Source organism: Actinomyces sp. 2119, from assembly GCF_003591215.1.
GTDB classification, from domain to species: Bacteria; Actinomycetota; Actinomycetes; order Actinomycetales; family Actinomycetaceae; genus Actinomyces; species Actinomyces lilanjuaniae.
Genome location: NZ_QYRR01000005.1, coordinates 291,686 through 307,270, shown reverse-complemented (window position 1 = coordinate 307,270; position 15,585 = coordinate 291,686). Strand labels below are relative to the sequence as shown.

Sequence of the window (15,585 nt, the reverse complement as noted above, 5' to 3'; positions counted from 1 at the left end):
TGGATGCGGCGGCCAGCTGGAGCAGACGGGTGCGCGGCCCGCTGCCCCGGTGCACCACGGCCACCACCACAACCAGCGCCACCAGGGCGACAAGGACTGAAACAACAACCGACAACATGGCACACCTTCTGTTGCTCTCAGCAGGGAACTCAGGCCTGTCCTGCCTCACCAAGGAACAGGAGAACTGTACACATGCAGATGGGCACAAGAGAGCTGCGTACCTGCACAAAGTCTCGCGAACCTGCTCACCCCGCCCCCACGAAGCGGTCACCGTCACGGTCCACAGCGGTCAGCCAGTGCCCGGCACACCCCTGCTCGCCAGTTCTCCCCATCAGTCCCCTCGCCGCGCGGCCGCATTCTCACAGGCCGCACCAGCAGCGCGAAGACACCGCGGAAGGCGCCGCTAAAAACACCGCAGCAGCACAGTCTCGACGACCGGGGGCACCGGGCGACAAGCAGTCAGAAAACGGTCACGCCCTCCCACCAGACCGGGCAACCACACGACCTGCACCACACCCCACGATAGAGACACGGGCGGTCGCGGTTACGGAAGCCACGGCACCGTCACCACCGGACAAGCCCGCAGACACCGTCGTCTCACACCAGAGGTCTATCAATGCCTAGCTCAAACCCACTGGTGGCCGCGATCCAGCGCACACTGGTGGCCGCGATCCAGCGCACCGGCTTCCCTACCAACCTGGCGCTGGGCTTCCTGGCGGTCATCATCTTCGTCATCGGTGACGGGATCGAGGCCGTATGGATCGTCAGCTACCTGTCCAGCGACGCCGTCGGCTTCGCGACATCACAGGGCACCGACGTCTACACCGCCTACGGCGTCGTCGTCGCGATCGGGGCGTTCCTCTCCGGAGCCCTGTGCGACGGCATCGGGCCGCGCAGGGTCATGCTCATCGGCTTCCTGTCCTTCATGGTCTTCGACTTCCTGTTCATCGCCGTCGGCCTGCCGTCGGGGAACCTTCCCCTGGTCATGGTCTTCTACGGGGCGCGGGGACTGGGATACCCGATGCTTGCCTACGGATTCCTCACCTGGGTCATGATGGTAACCCCCACCGAACGGCAGGGTGCCGCCTCAGGCTGGTTCTGGTTCGCCTTCTCCCTGGGCATGCAGCTCCTCGGCTCCTGGCTGTCCTCCCTGCTGCTCAACCCCATCGGACACATCGCCACTCTCTGGCTGGGCCTGGTACTGGCCGGCATCGGTGGCACCATCCTGTGGCTGTTCCTGCTGCGTCATCCCTCCTCCACCCGGACCACGGGCGTGTCCGTGGCGACCTCCCTCTTTGAGGGAGTCAGCGTCCTGTGGCGCCACCCCAAGGTCTCCCTCATGGGCATCGTCAAGGTCATCAACCTGTCCGGGCAGTACGGCATGCAGGCCTACTACCTGGTCTACCTCCACCGTGTCTACGGGATGCCGGAGGCCGACGCCGCCCGCGCCTTCGCGGTCTTCGGGCTCGTCGCCATCATCGGGGACGTCGTGTGGGGCGTGGTCGGGGACCAGCTGGGCTGGCGCAACACCCTCCAGTGGATCGCCGCGCCGCTGACCGGGGCCTCCCTGGTCTACCTCTACTTCATCCCCATGGTCGCCGGGCCGAACTTCTGGCTCGTCTCACTGGGCATGGCCGCCATCGGCATCGGCCTGTCCGCGCACGTGCCCACCACACCGCTCGTCATGGCCCACGCCAAGGGGGAGACCGGCAACTCCCTGGCCATCCTCAACCTCGGCGCAGGGCTAGGAGCCTTCGTCGGCCCGGGGATCGTCTCGCTGCTGCTGATCGGCGACGGCAACACCGCTGGCGACTACGCCGCTCCCGGGCTGGCCCTGGCCGGCATCTACGGCATCTCCTTCATCCTGCTGTTCTTCCTCAAGCTCCCGGGTAACGCCCGGGTCCTGCACGAGGAGCCCGAGATCAGGGACAAGGAGATCAGGGACAAGGAAGCCGCACGCTAGGGGTGCGTGGCGGGCACCCGCCGGGACCTGGGGATACCTGGGAATACCTGGGAATACCTGGGAATACGGTCTCTCCACTCCCCACAGGCGCCACGACAGGCACACTACAGGGACCATGGCACTATGGCGGTGTCCCTGGCAGGACCAGTGCCCACCACCCCCTTCTCACACCCAGACAACGCACGCCCCCAACCATGCACTCTACTCACCGCTGAAGAAAGCGAGACCATCATGACCACCAGCTCACCCGCGGCCCCCGGCCTGTCACTGGCCGAGTCACCACTGGCTCCCGACTACGACCGCTCCGCCGTCACCACCGGCATCGTCCACATCGGCGTGGGCGGCTTCCACCGCTCCCACCAGGCCATGTACGTCGACCGCCTCATGCGCCAGGGCAAGGCGGCGGACTGGGGCATCTGCGGTGTCGGTCTGCTGCCCGGCGACGCCCGCATGCGCGACGCCCTGGAGGGCCAGGACCACCTGTACACCCTCGTGCTCAAGCACCCTGGCGGGCGACGCGAGCCCGCGGTCATCGGCTCGCTCCACCGCTACCTCTTCGCCCCCGACGACCCTGAGGCCGTCCTGGAGGTCATGGCCGCACCCACGACCCGCATCGTGTCGCTGACTGTGACCGAGGGCGGCTACAACATTGACGACGCCACCGGGTCCTTCCGCACCGACTCCCCCGGGGCGCTCCACGACGCAACCCACCCGAGGCAGCCCACGACGACCTTCGGCTACGTCGTGGAGGCGCTGCGCCGCCGCCGTGAGGCCGGGACCCAGCCCTTCACCGTCATGAGCTGCGACAACCTTCCCGGAAACGGAAAGGTCGCCAGGACCGCCGTCGTGTCCCAGGCACGGATGAGCGATCCCGAGCTGGCCGGGTGGATCCAGGACAACGTCTCCTTCCCCAACTGCATGGTGGACCGCATCACTCCCGCGACCACGCAGACAGACATTGAGGAGGTCCGCGCCCTGGAAGGCCTGGACGACGCCTGGCCCGTCGTCGCCGAGCCCTTCACCCAGTGGGTCCTGGAGGACGCCTTCCCCGCAGGGCGCCCCGCCTTCGAGGAGGTCGGCGCCCAGCTGGTGGAGGACGTAGTCCCCTACGAGCTCATGAAGCTGCGCCTGCTCAACGCCGCCCACCAGGGGCTGGCCCACTGGGGGCGGCTGCTGGGCATCGACTACGCCCACACCGCCGCCGCCGACCCTGATATCGCCGCATGGGTGCGCACCTACCTGCAGCGCGAGGCACGGCCGCGCCTGCTGCCCGTGCCCGGCATCGACCTGGACACCTACATCGACACGCTCTTTGAGCGCTTCACCAACGAGGCGATCGCGGACACCCTGCTGCGGCTGGCACAGTTCGGCCCCTCCGGGATGCCGAAGTTCGTGCTGCCGACTGTGCGCGACAACCTGGCAGCCGACGGACCTGTACGACTGGGAGCAGCCATGTGCGCCGCCTGGTCGCTGGGGGCTCTCGGCACCGACGAGAACGGGCAGGAGATCCCGGTGGCCGACGACCTGCGGCCACTCGCGGAGAGGCAGGAGGCGGGCGAGGACCTCGCCTTCATCGGTCACCGGGAGGTCTTCGGGGACCTCGCCGACGACGAGCGGTTCCGCACCACCTTCCTTGAGGAGCTGGCTGCCCTGCGCCGCGAGGGCGCGCGCGCGCGCATGAGGGCGCTGGTGGACGAGGGGGGCAGGGCCTGACCGGACCCCTCTGCGACAGCTCAGGGGCGGCCCCGGGTCCTCACACACCCGGGGCCGCCTGTCCCACGTCTCGTTGTCGGTGGGAAGGTTGACCCGGGTCCTCACACACCCGGGGCCGCCCCTGATTCTCGTACCACTGTGGGACGTCATCTTCCCGCTCCCCCCCGCCCCGAGTTCCCCCTCCTCCCGCCCCGAGTTCCCCCTCCTCCCGCCCCGAGGCAGAGGACTCGTGACCACAGAGGCTGTCGGCCTCAGAAAAAGCGCAGTCCTCGCTTGCTTAATCACGCGCAGATCACGACCCGGCGCTCCCCCGCCACTACCCTCACGCGACACGGACGGCAGAGGCTTCTCGGCGTCATGGCACCACTTCGATCTCTCCCCGCCCCAGGCCGCCAGCCTCCAGCCACCACATCGCGCGCCACGCCCTCCTAGCGAATACGGTAGAGAAGTCCTCGCCACCCTCCCGCCAGCCATCTTCCCGCCAACGACGTCGTGGAGGTTATTCCGTGCGCATCGCTCTCTTCGCCACCTGTATCGGGGACTCGATGTTCCCCCAAGCCCCGCAGGCCACCGTCACCATCCTCGAACGCCTTGGCCACGAGGTGGTCTTCCCCGAAGGGCAGGTGTGCTGCGGCCAGATGCACGCCAACACCGGCTACTTCAAGCAGGCCTCCGCCCTGGTCGCCAACCACGTGCGGACCTTTGAGCCGGTCCTGGACGGGGAGTGGGACGCCATCGTCGTCCCCTCGGGCTCCTGCACAGGCGCCACCCGTCACGAGCAGGCCCAGGTCGCCGAGCACGTGGGTAACCCGTCCCTGGCCCGGCGCGCCACCGAGGTCGCCGCCAGGACCTACGACCTGCCCGAGCTGCTCGTTGACGTCCTGGGAGTAACCGACGTCGGTGCCTACTTCCCCCACCGGGTGACCTACCACCCGACTTGCCACTCGCTACGCATCACCAAGGTCGGTGACCGGCCCTACCGCTTGCTGCGCGCCGTCGAGGCACTCACCCTGCTCCCCCTGCCCGAGGAGGAGGTCTGCTGCGGGTTCGGCGGCACCTTCTCCATGAAGAACCACGAGACCTCCACCGCGATGCTGGCGGACAAGGTCTCCAACGTCATGTCCACCCAGGCGGAGGTGCTGTGCATGGGCGACTACTCCTGCCTCATGCACGTGGGAGGCGGACTGTCACGCATCAACTCCGGGGTGCGGATCATGCACCTGGCAGAGATCCTCGCCTCGACCAAGGACCAGCCCTTCCACGGCAACGTCTCCTTTGCCGCGGACACCCAGGAGGCCACACCACGATGAGCAGCGTCTTTCTCGGCATGCCTACCCGCTCCAGGCCTACCGCCCAGGAGCCTGGTACCGGCGGCTGGCGTACCACGGTCACTATTCCTACCGACACCCTGCGCTGGGGGGAGACCTTCCCCCAGGCCGCACACAAGACCCTCCAGAACACCCAGCTGCGCTCCAACCTGGGCCGGGCCACCCGCACCATCCGTGGCAAGCGGGACATGCGTGCGGCGGAGATGCCTGACTGGGAGCAGCTGCGCGAGGCGGCCAGCGCCGTCAAGAACGAGGTCATGAGCCACCTGCCCGACTACCTGGAGCAGTTCGAGGCCAACGTCACCGCGCGTGGCGGCGTGGTCCACTGGGCCCGCGACGCCGCCGAGGCCAACCGGATCGTCACCAGCATCATCAAGGCCAAGGGGGTGGACGACGTCGTCAAGATCAAGTCGATGGCCACCCAGGAGACCAACCTCAACGAGCACCTCAAGGCCGAGGGGATCACCGCCCACGAGACCGACCTGGCCGAGATGATCGTCCAGCTCGCCGACGACATGCCCTCACACATCGTGGTGCCCGCGATCCACCGCAACCGCTCCGAGGTGCGCGGGATCTTCCTGGACCGCATGGAGGACGCCCCCGCCGATCTCTCCGACGACCCGGTCGAGCTGGCCGGGGCAGCGCGTGCCCATCTGCGCAGAAAGTTCCTCCACGCCTCCGTGGCCGTCTCAGGCACCAACATGGGCATCGCCGAGACCGGGACCGTCTCGATCTTCGAGTCCGAGGGCAACGGGCGCATGTGCCTGACCCTGCCGGACACCCTCATCACCCTCATGGGCATCGAGAAGCTCGTCCCCCGCTTCCAGGACGTGGAGATCTTCTCCCAGATCCTGCCGCGCTCCGCCACGGGAGAGCGCATGAACCCCTACACCTCAATGTGGACGGGAGTCACCCCGGGCGACGGCCCCCAGGAGTTCCACCTCATCCTCATGGACAACGGGCGCACCAAGGTCCTGTCCGACCCGGTGGGGCGCGAGGCCCTCCACTGCATCCGCTGTGGCGCGTGCATGAACATCTGCCCGGTCTACCAGCACACCGGCGGCCACGCCTACGGATCAGTCTACCCCGGCCCCATCGGCGCGATCCTCACCCCCCAGCTGACCCAGGGACTGTCCGAGGACGACCCGGTCCACACCCTGCCCTTCGCCTCCTCCCTGTGCGGGGCCTGCGGGGAGGCCTGTCCGGTCAGCATCGACATCCCCACGATCCTCATCCACCTGCGCGCCCGCACCGTGGAGGCCAGACGCAGGGTCGTGCCAGGCATGTGGGACGTGGCCATGAAGGCCACCGCGCCGGCGATGAGTGACGGCCGCCTGTGGTCACTGGCCCAGCAGGCGGTCAAGGCCTCACGGCTGGTCAGCAGAGACGGCCGGATCGGTGCCCTGCCCTTCCCAGCCTCGCAGTGGACCGGCGCGCGCGACATCCCCGAGGCGCCTGCGGAGAGCTTCCGCCAGTGGTGGGCACGCACCCATCCGACGTCGGGGAGGAGGCCCGGTGAGGCCGCCACCGCACCCCAGGCAGCTTCCCAGGAGGACCAGTGATGGACGCACGTACCGCCGTTCTTGCCCGCGCCCGCGACGCGGTATCGCGCTCCCAGCGCGGCCCCGCGCGTCCGGTCCCGCGCGACTACATCCGCGTGGGCGAGCACGAGCCCGGGTCACCGCCAGTCGTGGCCGACATGGTGAGCAAGCTCGAGGACTACGACGCCCTGGTGCGCACCGAGGCCACCGACACTGGCGTCGTCCAGGCCGTTGACGAGCTCCTGGGCGAGGCCCGCAGCGTGGTGGTGCCCGCAGGTCTGCCGCAGACCTACAAGGAGGCCGCCGCGCGCCGGGGTCGCAGTGTGCACGTGGACTCGCGCGAGGCCCCCGTCGCCACCCTCGACCTGGACGCAATCGACGCGGTGGTGACCTGCTCGCGCCTGGGCATCTCCATCTCGGGGACTATCGTGCTCGACGGCGAGCCCGACCAGGGCAGGCGCGCCATCTCCCTGGTGCCCGACCGTCACGTGTGCGTGCTGGAGCGCGAGACGATCGTGCCCACGGTGCCACAGGCTGTCGATATCCTCAGCCGCCACCCCGCGCGCCCGATGACCTGGATCGCCGGCCCCAGCGCCACGGCCGACATCGAGCTCGTGCGCGTCCAGGGCGTCCACGGCCCCCGCAACCTCGGGGTAGTCATCGCCCACTGAGCCTGCCCAGGCAGGCACCCCTGGGACACCGGAGGTCCCAAGCGCCTGCCTGGGTGCACCACACGCCTCAGCACAACCGGCTCAGCAACCGGCTCAGTCGGCTCCGAGCGCATCCAACGTTCCCAACACGCTCTAGGCGCTCAGGAGGGGGTTGACAACTCTCACCCCGCGCAGGACGCTGCCATGCGTCAGGTCCTCGGTCCACAGCTCACCGCAGCCGGACTCGGCCACAGCCTCAAGCACCGTGGCGTCCCAGACGGAGAGCTGGTGCCTCTGAGCGGTCATCAGTGCCCGCTCAACCAGCGCACGGTCAGCGAGGACCACCCCGAGGTCCGCGACCTGGTGGAGAACGCGCCTGGCCTCCTCAGTCGGCCATGCAGGCCTCAGCTTTCTGGTCAGGACGACGAACAGCTCAAGCATCACCTGGGTGCTCACGGTGAAGTCACGGTGACTTGTCAGGGCGGCTCGTGCTGCTGCCTGCTTGGACGCAGAAGCGCTGTCAAAGGCGTAGGCAAGGACATTAGTGTCCAGGAAGACCCTCACCATCAAAGGGGCCTAGACATCATAGAGGTCCTCGCGGCTCCACCCGCGTCCGCCCCCGCCACTGCTTGCTGGCCTGGCGTCCGCCAGAGCAAGCAGCGACTCCACAGCGTCCTGCTGGCTGGTACCCGCGTAGCGCTCCAGCATGTCGCTGAGGTACTGGTTGACAGACTCATTGCGCTCGAGCGCGCGGATCCGGGCACGACGAAGCACGTCGGCATCAACGGAGAGAGTCAGTGTGGCCACACGACCAGTGTGGCACTAGTTCTGTGCCGCACAAGCTCAACGGTCCCGAGCCGCCACCCCGCGCGCCCGGTGACCTGGATCGCCGGCCCCAGCGCCACGGCCGACATCGAGCTCGTACGCGTCCAGGGCGTGCACGGCCCCTACAGCCTCGGGGTGGTCATCGCCCACGGAGCCAGCCCAGGCAGCCAACTCGGGCGGCTGCGCGACAACCGCAGGAACCTGCGGAATCAAGGCGGCCAGGTGCCGGAGCACAGGCGTCGTTGCGGCCCCTCCCAGGGGCTGGTCTCAGGACCGCTTGACGATGGGGAAGGTGATGGTCTCCCGGATCCCCTGGCCGGTCAGGGCCATGAGCACCCGGTCGATCCCCATGCCCATGCCGCCGCAGGGCGGGAACCCCTGCTCCATAGCCACCAGGAAGTCCTCGTCCAGGACCATGGCCTCCGGGTCGCCCTTGGCGGCGGCCAGGGCTTGAGCCTCGAAGCGCTCGCGCTGGACCACGGGATCGGCCAGCTCGGAGTAGGCAGTGGCCGTCTCCGTGCCACGAACGTAGAGGTCCCACTTCTCCGTCAGCCCCGGACGGCTGCGGTGGTAGCGGGTCAGTGGCGAGGTGTCCTCCGGGAAGTCCAGGACAAAGGTGGGCTCCCACAGGGTGGAGCCCACGAGCTCCTCAAAGAGGTCCTCGACGATCTTCCCCGGCACCGCGTAGTCGCTGACGTCGATGCCGTGGGCCTCGGCAAGGCCCACCAGCCGCCCGCGCGGGGTCTCCACGGTGACCTCCTCCCCCAGGGCCTGGGACACCGAGGTGTAGAGGTCGATCATGGCCCACTGGCCGGACAGGTCGTACTCGGTGCCGTCAGCCAGGGTGACGACCTCCTGGCCCTCAGCCAGCCCGAAGGCGTCGCGGGCGGCCGCCTGGATGAGGTCACGGGTCAGCTCGGCCATGCCGTGGTAGTCCGAGTAGGCCTCGTAGGCCTCCAGGGCGGTGAACTCCGGGGAGTGGGAGGAGTCCACACCCTCGTTGCGGAAGTTCCGGTTGATCTCGAAGACGCGGTCCACACCACCCACCACGGCGCGCTTGAGGTAGATCTCCGTGGCGATGCGCAGGTAGAGGTCGGTGTCGAAGGCGTTCATGTGGGTGGTGAAGGGCCGCGCCGCCGCCCCGCCGTGGATCACCTGGAGCATGGGGGTCTCCAGCTCCAGGTAGTCGCGGCGGTGGAGGCTGTCGCGGATAGAGCGGACCACGGCTGCCCGGGTACGCACCATGTCGCGCGCCGCCGGGCGTGTCAGCAGGTCCAGCTCCCGACGCCGCACCCGCTGCTCCTCCGAGAGGGTGACGGCCTCCCCGGCCTCGTTGGTCCAGGTCTTGGGCAGCGGTCGCAGGGCCTTGGAGGCGATGCGCCAGGCCGGGACCACCACGTCGCCGTCAGTCGCCGTGGCCAGGTCAGCGCCCTCAGCCAGCACCGGCTCCGCGAAGACGGACAGCTCGCCCCGGCGGGAGGTACCGACATGGCCGTGGACAAAGAGGTGGTCCCCCAGGTCGACGTCCGTCTTGAAGGCGACCAGGCTGGAGTGGCCGCTGGCAGGCAGGGACCTGGCCGAGAGCATGACCTGGAGGGTGGCTCCCGCCCCGTCCTGGAGGGTGGCGAAGCAGAGCCTGCCGGTGTTGCGCAGGAGGACCACCCGCCCGGCTACGCCGACCACGGTGTCCGTCTCCACACCCGCCTCCAGGTGGCCGAGCTGCTGCCTGACGGCAGCAATCGTGGTCGTCACCGGCACGGTGACCGGGTAGGGGTCCCAGCCGTCCTGGCGCAGCCGCTCACGCTTGCCTGCGCGGACCTCGAACTGCTCGCCGGGTCCGGGATGCGAGGACGGCTGGGCGGGAGCGTGCCCGGCATGGCTGGCAGCGGACTCCCTGGGGACGCCCCGCGCAGGCTCTCCACCCCGGCTCCCCCCGCTCCTGGTGTCAGGGTACTGGGCGCTGCGGGCGCTGTTCTCATTGGTCGCAGGGCTCAGGGAGCCAGGGGTGTCAGTCACCCAGCAGAGTGTACTTGGTCCGCTGGCTGCCTACCGGCTGCCCACTGGAACCACCAGATCCAGCCGACCCACCAGCCGCCCGCCAGACCCACCCGGCCCACCGGCTGCCTTGCGGGCACCAGCCCAGGCAGCCGGTGCCCACGCATACCACCTGGTCAGTCCCACTGCGGCAACCGGTCGGCAGGCCTGCGCCTAGGCCTGCCGAACCGTCGGCGCCGCGTCCAGAAGCAGAACTCCTGCGGGAACCAGGTCGCGGGTAGTGCGTCAGCCTTTGTCGGCACCAGGTCGAGGCCAGCAGGCACCAGGGTCAGGCCATGACGCGAGCGGTGCTGGTCCCATGCCCCGCGAAGTCCGGGAAGCGCTGAGTACACGAGGCGCTCGTAGGCCGGGCCGAGCCAGGTCCACCACACCGGCTTCTCGGGCAGCCCGGCCACCAGTGCGGCACCGTCCTTCAGGCTCTGCGCCCACTCCGACTCCTCTTCGGGCGGCGACTCCACCGGCATGACGTCGCCCCTGTCGCTGCGCTCCCAGCCGTCCAGGACCTCGGCAAGAGCCAGCTCGGCCTGGAGCTCGTCAGCAACGGTGGTGAACAGCTCGTGCAGCAGCGGCACCTCTGCTGGGGAGCCAGCGGGAGTGTCAGCAGGGATGAAGGCCTCGGCGGGCACCACGCACTCAACCCTGTACATGCCATGGGGCTCACGCGGATCCAGATGGCGAAACAAGGCGAGGTCAATCGGGGAGGGCGAGTCCATGTTGACCCCGTCCTCGTCGCTGCGCCAGCGCTCCTCGACCTCCTCCAGGCGCCCCACGTCAAAGGGCCACATCCGGGCGACGCCCGTGTACCTGGTAGGAAGCCACTGTGGGGCGACCGCGCTGAGCGCCCGCACCCAGGCGTGCACCGGCTGGCTGCACACCCGGTGGCGCACGTACCAGGTCATGCAGACCACCCGCACCCTGGGTCCAGGCTCCTCGTCCTCCGCGTCAAGGTCGTAGTCCGGCACGTGCGGCCCAGGCTCTGGCCACAGCTGGCGGGTCAGGGCGTCCGCGACCACGCCGTCACCGGCCTGGGCCAGGCGGACGGCCAGCTCGAGCCTGCGGTCGCACGCTGACCGGCGATCACGCGGCTGGCGCCCAGAACTCACCTCGTGTACGTCGTACACAAAGTGCATGGCGTCCTTGCCGGAGACCTCGACGAGATAGTCGTAGAAGCGGAAGTCCATGTCCAGGGAGTTCTCCTCCAGGACGGCGAGGACCTCCTTTGTCCCCTCACGCCGCACGGTGATGTACGCCCCGTCGCCGTCAACGCCCTCCACGGCGTAACCAGCCGGGACCGCCGCAACCACGTCGTCCAGTGTGAGCTCACGGCGGACATAAACCTGCATATTCTCCCCGGGACCATCCGCACCCGCCTGTGTCATGCCTATCACATCCTTTGTCGCCCTCTTGTCTTCTTTTCGCCCACGAGCTCAGCGTACTCGCGATGTCAGCACGACCCGGTCACCACAGGGGGCGCTCTCGCCAGCCAGGCTCAACCACCGGTGGGCAGCCGCAGCACCAGCCGAGCGGAACCGGCCACCGCAAGGCAGCGTCAGCATATGAACCACGCTGACGCCGCCGTCTCACTTCTCCTGGAGCACGTCGCCTCCCTGCACGGGGCCGCGCACTCCGACGAGGTCGCCCACACCCCTGCTGAGCAGGAGGCTGTCAAGGTCGCCCTGGCTGCTGGGCTTCTCCACCGTCAGGGCCGCTCTCTCCTGGTGGCCCTCCACACCGACCACCGCACCGTGGTCGCGCGTTCCTTCCGGGGCCATCTGACCTGCGCCAGCGCGGCGGAGGTCCTCGGCTACCCCGTGCTGCACCCGCCAGAGGAGGTCCACGTCGCCGTCAGCCGTAACCATGGTGTCCGTGCCTCCGTCAAGCGCCCGCTCGACGGTGTCCGGCTCCACCGTGTCCTCGAGCTCACCCCGATGACGGTTGACGGCCTGCCACTCGTCGTCCCAGCCCAGGTCGTTGCCTGCTGCCTGGTCTGCATGGATGAGACACCTGCCGTCGCGGTCGCAGACGCTGCGCTCCACCGCGGGGATGTTACCCGCGAGGAGGTGTCTGACCTCCTGACCTCCCGGTACGCCGCCACCGCGCGCAACCGCCTTGCCCAGACCGAGCCGGGCACCAGGTCCGTGCTGGAGACAGTAGTCCGCCTGGCGCTGCGCCGTGCCGGGCTGCGGGTGGAGTGCGGCGTGTGGATCGAGGACGTGGGCGAGGTGGACTTCCTTGTCGAGGGGTGGCTCATCCTCGAGATAGACGGCTACGAGTTCCACAGCTCACGGGAGCAGATCCGCAAGGACCGGCACCGCGAGCACGCGGCCGCCCGGCTCGGGTACGTGACGATTCGGCTGCCCCACCAGGACGTCATGGAAGGCGAGCGTGCCATTGTGAGCACTGTCGTGGGCGCGATGCGCGGAGTTGCACGCTCATCTTTTATCGTGGACCCCTATAGCCCTGCAATCGCGCGGAAGCTTGGGCGGCTCTGGAATGACGGTCAAGGCTCCCATGTGCATCACTGACCTTGATGCACATGGGAGACGATCACACGCGTGAACCGCCGGGACGGCGCCTAGGGTCAGGCGCGCGCCTCCTCAAAGGTCAGGCCCGAGGAGCGCAGCCCCTGGACGCGGGCCGCCTGGGCGTCCTGGGGCACCGCCCCCGGGTCGCCTCCCAGGTGGACGACCTGGTTGCGCTCGTCGACGAAGACCACGTGCGGCACGTAGGTACGGGCCTCGGCGTCGCTGAGCTGGGAGTAAGCGATGAGGATGACGACATCTCCGGGAGACACCAGGTGGGCGGCCGCGCCGTTGACACAGACCTCCCCCGAGCCGCGCGGGCCGGGGATGGTGTAGGTGGTCAGTCGGCTGCCGTTGGTGCAATCCAGGACGTCCACGCGCTCACCTGGAAGCATGTCCGCCGCCTCAAGCAGGTCGGTGTCCACGGTGACGGAGCCGACGTAATCCAGGTCAGCCCGGGTCACCGTGGCCCGGTGAATCTTGGAGGTCATCATCGTGCGGGTACGGGTCGTCATCACACCCAGCCTAGTCCCGCGCCGCCAGCTCGAGGATGGTGTTGTCAATGAGCCGGGTCGCCCCCACCCAGGCCGCCACGGCCAGCAGACCCTGACGCCGGCTCACCTCGTTCACCTGGCCCAGCCGGCCTCCGGGAGCCTGCGGCACCAGGCCGAGCCCGACCCCGGCCAGGTCCACGAACGTGTCCGGCTCCACCAGCGCCACGTAGTCCACCCTGGCTCCGGGGGCGCGCTCCAGGACCCTGAGCGCCGCCTCCCGCACCTCCTGGGGCCGCGCGCCTGCGGCCGCCGCCTCACGGCCTGCGGTGAGCGCCTGGGACAGAGCCAGTGCCTGCCGACGCTCCTCAGGCGAGAGATAGGCGTTGCGTGAGCTCATGGCCAGCCCGTCAGCCTCCCGGCGGGTATCCACCGCGACGACCTCCACGGGCACAGCCAGGTCGCGCACCATGGCGCGCACGACCGCGAGCTGCTGGGCGTCCTTGCGGCCGAACAGCGCCCAACGGGGTGCCGTCAGGTGGAGCAGGGTGAGGACCACCTGGCAGACACCGGCAAAGTGCGTGGGCCGGGTACGGCCCTCCAGGACACGCCCTACCGGCCCCGGGTCGATACGAACCTGCGGCTGTCCACCGGGGTAGACCTCCTGCTGGGTCGGGGCAAAGACCACCAGGCGGTCGGCACCGGTGCTGCTCCTCCCGCCCGCCTCACTGACCGCCGCCTCGGAGCCTCCCGTCCCGCCCAGGGCCTCCTCCAGCCTGGCCAGGTCGCCGCCGAGGTCGCGAGGGTAGGTCTCCAGGTCCTCTCCGGCGGCGAACTGAAGCGGGTTGACGAAGATCGTCACCACCACGGTCCCGTGCGTGCCGACGCGCTGCACCGCCTGCCGCACCAGGTCCAGGTGCCCCTGGTGCAGGGCTCCCATCGTCATGACCACGGCACGGGGGCCGGGCCGGTCCGCCAGGGCCTGCGCCAGCTCGTCACGGGTCCTCACCAGCAGCGGGCCAGTGGACGGCTGCTGCCCGGAGGGCACCGGCTCACTGGGCACGAGAGTCCCCCGCGCGGGCACGAGCGGCCTCCAGCTCGCCGCGCAGGTAGGCGTTCTCCCGCTCCAGCTCCTCGATACGGTGGTCACGCGGGGCGACCGCTGCCGCGATCTGCTCCTCACCGGGACCTGCCGCAGCGCCGACCGCACCGACCTGGGCCTCCAGGAGGCGCATGGCCTCGACGACCTCGTCGAGGTAGGCGTCGACCTCGTCCTGCTCGTAGCCCGCACGAAGCCGGGTCAGCTGGAACTTCTTGTTGAGGACGTCGTTGGCGGTCAGCGGCATAGCGTGCTCCTTGGTTCTTCAGGAAGGCCCGGGCCCGGCCCAGGCAGTGTAGACGACACCCAATGGTGCCACTCCCGCGCCTGCGGCACCCGGCCGTCTCACACCCGCCTGGTCACGAATCAGGGGACAGGACCTCTCGCAGCCGCTGTGCCTGGACGTCAGTGAGCCTGTGCTCCTCCTGGCAGCGCTGCACCGCGGCCTCGGCAAGATGGCGGTAGGAGGAGACGACGTCGTCAAGGCGGTGTCCCTGCCCGTCCCGCAGGGCACCCAGGGCCTCCAGGTGCCCGGCGACGGTTCCGGCGTCGCCCCGGGAGACCGGCCCGCTCAGCCCTGACAGGCCCTCGCTCAACGCTCGCTCCAGGGCTGCGACCAGCAGCGGGCGCACAGTGGCGGCACCCTCCGCAACTCCTGCGGCAGCCAGGGCACGCACGGCCTGGTCCACCAGGACCACGAGGTGGTTGGCACCGTGGGCGAGGGCAGCGTGGTAGGCGGGACGGGCCTCCTCCTCCAGCACGAACGGCTCCCCGCCGAGCTCAACCGCCAGGGCCTGGGCGATCGGGAGGACAGCGGCAGGGGCTGTCACCGCCATCGGGCACCCGGCGAGCCTGGCCGTGTCGGCAGACCAGCCCCCGAAGGTCATGGCCGGGTGGAGGGCCAGCGGGATGGCCCCGCAGCGCCGGGCAGGCTCCAGGACGCCTACGCCGTAGCGGCCAGAGGTATGGACGACTATCTGTCCCGGCTGCCAGCGGCCAAGGTCAGCAAGTCCGGTAACCAAGGGGCTGAGCGCGTCGTCGGGCACAGCCAGCAGCACCAGCTCGGCCCTGTCGACGACCTGATCGACGTCCAGGACAGGGACACCGGGCAGCAGCAGCTCCGCCCGGTCGCGGGAGGCCTCGGAGACCGCGTGGACGCCGACCACCTGGTGGTCAACCGCCATGAGCGCCGAGCCGAGGACCGCCCCCACGCGCCCCGCAGAGATAATGCCGACCCCCAGGCGCCCAGGCCTGATCGCCGCACGCCGGGAGGTACGTGCCGGGGAGGGACCAGGAGCAGGGGGGAGGTCATCGGGCAGATCACCGGGAGAGTCAGCGGAGGAAGAGGGCTGCGGTGCGTCACCGGTACCTGTCGTCATGTCCACCGTCATGCCACGA

13 protein-coding genes and 2 pseudogenes are annotated in these 15,585 nt (G+C 69.3%); 7 read left to right on the top strand and 8 right to left on the bottom strand.

Annotation, left to right across the window (positions count from 1 at the left end):
• Window positions 1-616: 616 nt before the first annotated feature.
• The 5 genes from D4740_RS08090 to D4740_RS08070 all read left to right on the top strand — a co-directional run bounded on the left by D4740_RS08090 (window position 617) and on the right by D4740_RS08070 (window position 7,216).
• Window positions 617-1,963, top strand: coding sequence for an RbtT/DalT/CsbX family MFS transporter (locus tag D4740_RS08090; RefSeq protein WP_119836408.1), 1,347 nt, complete (start codon window positions 617-619; stop codon window positions 1,961-1,963).
• A 231-nt stretch (window positions 1,964-2,194) separates the two neighbouring features.
• The gene (locus D4740_RS08085; RefSeq protein WP_119836407.1) at window positions 2,195-3,676 is read left to right on the top strand and encodes a mannitol dehydrogenase family protein; all 1,482 of its coding nucleotides are present in this window, start codon (window positions 2,195-2,197) and stop codon (window positions 3,674-3,676) included.
• A gap of 506 nt (window positions 3,677-4,182) precedes the next feature.
• Entirely contained in the window at window positions 4,183-4,986 is an 804-nt protein-coding gene (locus D4740_RS08080) for a (Fe-S)-binding protein (RefSeq protein ID WP_119836406.1), read from the top strand.
• A complete protein-coding gene (locus tag D4740_RS08075; protein ID WP_119836405.1) occupies window positions 4,983-6,566 on the top strand; it encodes a LutB/LldF family L-lactate oxidation iron-sulfur protein in 1,584 nt (527 codons plus the stop codon). Before D4740_RS08080 ends, D4740_RS08075 begins: the two co-directional genes overlap by 4 nt.
• Window positions 6,566-7,216 (top strand): LUD domain-containing protein, encoded by a 651-nt coding sequence (locus tag D4740_RS08070; RefSeq protein WP_119836447.1) that lies wholly within the window; start codon window positions 6,566-6,568, stop codon window positions 7,214-7,216. Before D4740_RS08075 ends, D4740_RS08070 begins: the two co-directional genes overlap by 1 nt.
• Before the next feature lie 132 nt (window positions 7,217-7,348).
• On the opposite strand, the gene D4740_RS08065 is transcribed toward D4740_RS08070, so the two are convergent.
• Both D4740_RS08065 and D4740_RS08060 read right to left on the bottom strand, forming a co-directional pair.
• Window positions 7,349-7,762, bottom strand: a complete 414-nt coding sequence (locus D4740_RS08065; RefSeq protein ID WP_119836404.1) for a PIN domain-containing protein — start codon at window positions 7,760-7,762, stop codon at window positions 7,349-7,351.
• A 9-nt stretch (window positions 7,763-7,771) separates the two neighbouring features.
• Entirely contained in the window at window positions 7,772-8,002 is a 231-nt protein-coding gene (locus D4740_RS08060) for a hypothetical protein (RefSeq protein ID WP_119836403.1), read from the bottom strand.
• A gap of 51 nt (window positions 8,003-8,053) precedes the next feature.
• Between D4740_RS08060 and D4740_RS13325 the strand changes: the two are divergent.
• Window positions 8,054-8,170, top strand: a pseudogene (locus D4740_RS13325) (LUD domain-containing protein); the annotation flags it as partial.
• 117 nt (window positions 8,171-8,287) lie between these two features.
• Here the strand turns inward: D4740_RS13325 and D4740_RS08050 are convergent.
• A complete protein-coding gene (locus tag D4740_RS08050) occupies window positions 8,288-10,036 on the bottom strand; it encodes a lysine--tRNA ligase (protein WP_243106909.1) in 1,749 nt (582 codons plus the stop codon).
• Window positions 10,037-10,191: 155 nt separating this feature from the next.
• Window positions 10,192-11,454 carry a hypothetical protein gene (locus D4740_RS08045; RefSeq protein ID WP_119836402.1) on the bottom strand — a complete coding sequence of 421 codons (1,263 nt, stop codon included), beginning with the start codon at window positions 11,452-11,454 and terminating at the stop codon, window positions 10,192-10,194.
• Window positions 11,455-11,631: 177 nt separating this feature from the next.
• On the opposite strand from D4740_RS08045, the gene D4740_RS12890 reads away from it, so the two are divergent.
• A complete protein-coding gene (locus D4740_RS12890; protein WP_182911368.1) occupies window positions 11,632-12,600 on the top strand; it encodes an endonuclease domain-containing protein in 969 nt (322 codons plus the stop codon).
• Window positions 12,601-12,656: 56 nt separating this feature from the next.
• On the opposite strand, the gene panD is transcribed toward D4740_RS12890, so the two are convergent.
• The 4 genes and pseudogenes from panD to D4740_RS08020 form a co-directional block, all read right to left on the bottom strand.
• A complete protein-coding gene (gene panD / locus D4740_RS08035) occupies window positions 12,657-13,112 on the bottom strand; it encodes an aspartate 1-decarboxylase (RefSeq protein ID WP_119836401.1) in 456 nt (151 codons plus the stop codon).
• Window positions 13,113-13,122: 10 nt separating this feature from the next.
• A complete protein-coding gene (locus D4740_RS08030; protein WP_259390741.1) occupies window positions 13,123-14,151 on the bottom strand; it encodes a pantoate--beta-alanine ligase in 1,029 nt (342 codons plus the stop codon).
• A 151-nt stretch (window positions 14,152-14,302) separates the two neighbouring features.
• A pseudogene (locus D4740_RS08025) lies at window positions 14,303-14,434 on the bottom strand (DivIVA domain-containing protein); the annotation flags it as partial.
• Between the two features lie 112 nt (window positions 14,435-14,546).
• Window positions 14,547-15,578: a Rossmann-like and DUF2520 domain-containing protein gene (locus D4740_RS08020; RefSeq protein WP_259390740.1), complete on the bottom strand. Its 1,032-nt coding sequence runs from the start codon at window positions 15,576-15,578 to the stop codon at window positions 14,547-14,549.
• Window positions 15,579-15,585 lie beyond the last annotated feature (7 nt).

Coding starts and splice junctions, on each gene's coding strand:
- D4740_RS08090 (WP_119836408.1), top strand. CDS start 617: ATGCCTAGCTCAAACCCACTGGTGGCCGCGATCCAGCGCACACTGGTG.
- D4740_RS08085 (WP_119836407.1), top strand. CDS start 2,195: ATGACCACCAGCTCACCCGCGGCCCCCGGCCTGTCACTGGCCGAGTCA.
- D4740_RS08075 (WP_119836405.1), top strand. CDS start 4,983: ATGAGCAGCGTCTTTCTCGGCATGCCTACCCGCTCCAGGCCTACCGCC.
- D4740_RS08070 (WP_119836447.1), top strand. CDS start 6,566: ATGGACGCACGTACCGCCGTTCTTGCCCGCGCCCGCGACGCGGTATCG.
- D4740_RS08065 (WP_119836404.1), bottom strand. CDS start 7,762: ATGGTGAGGGTCTTCCTGGACACTAATGTCCTTGCCTACGCCTTTGAC.
- D4740_RS08045 (WP_119836402.1), bottom strand. CDS start 11,454: ATGACACAGGCGGGTGCGGATGGTCCCGGGGAGAATATGCAGGTTTAT.
- D4740_RS12890 (WP_182911368.1), top strand. CDS start 11,632: ATGAACCACGCTGACGCCGCCGTCTCACTTCTCCTGGAGCACGTCGCC.
- panD (WP_119836401.1), bottom strand. CDS start 13,112: ATGACGACCCGTACCCGCACGATGATGACCTCCAAGATTCACCGGGCC.
- D4740_RS08020 (WP_259390740.1), bottom strand. CDS start 15,578: ATGACGGTGGACATGACGACAGGTACCGGTGACGCACCGCAGCCCTCT.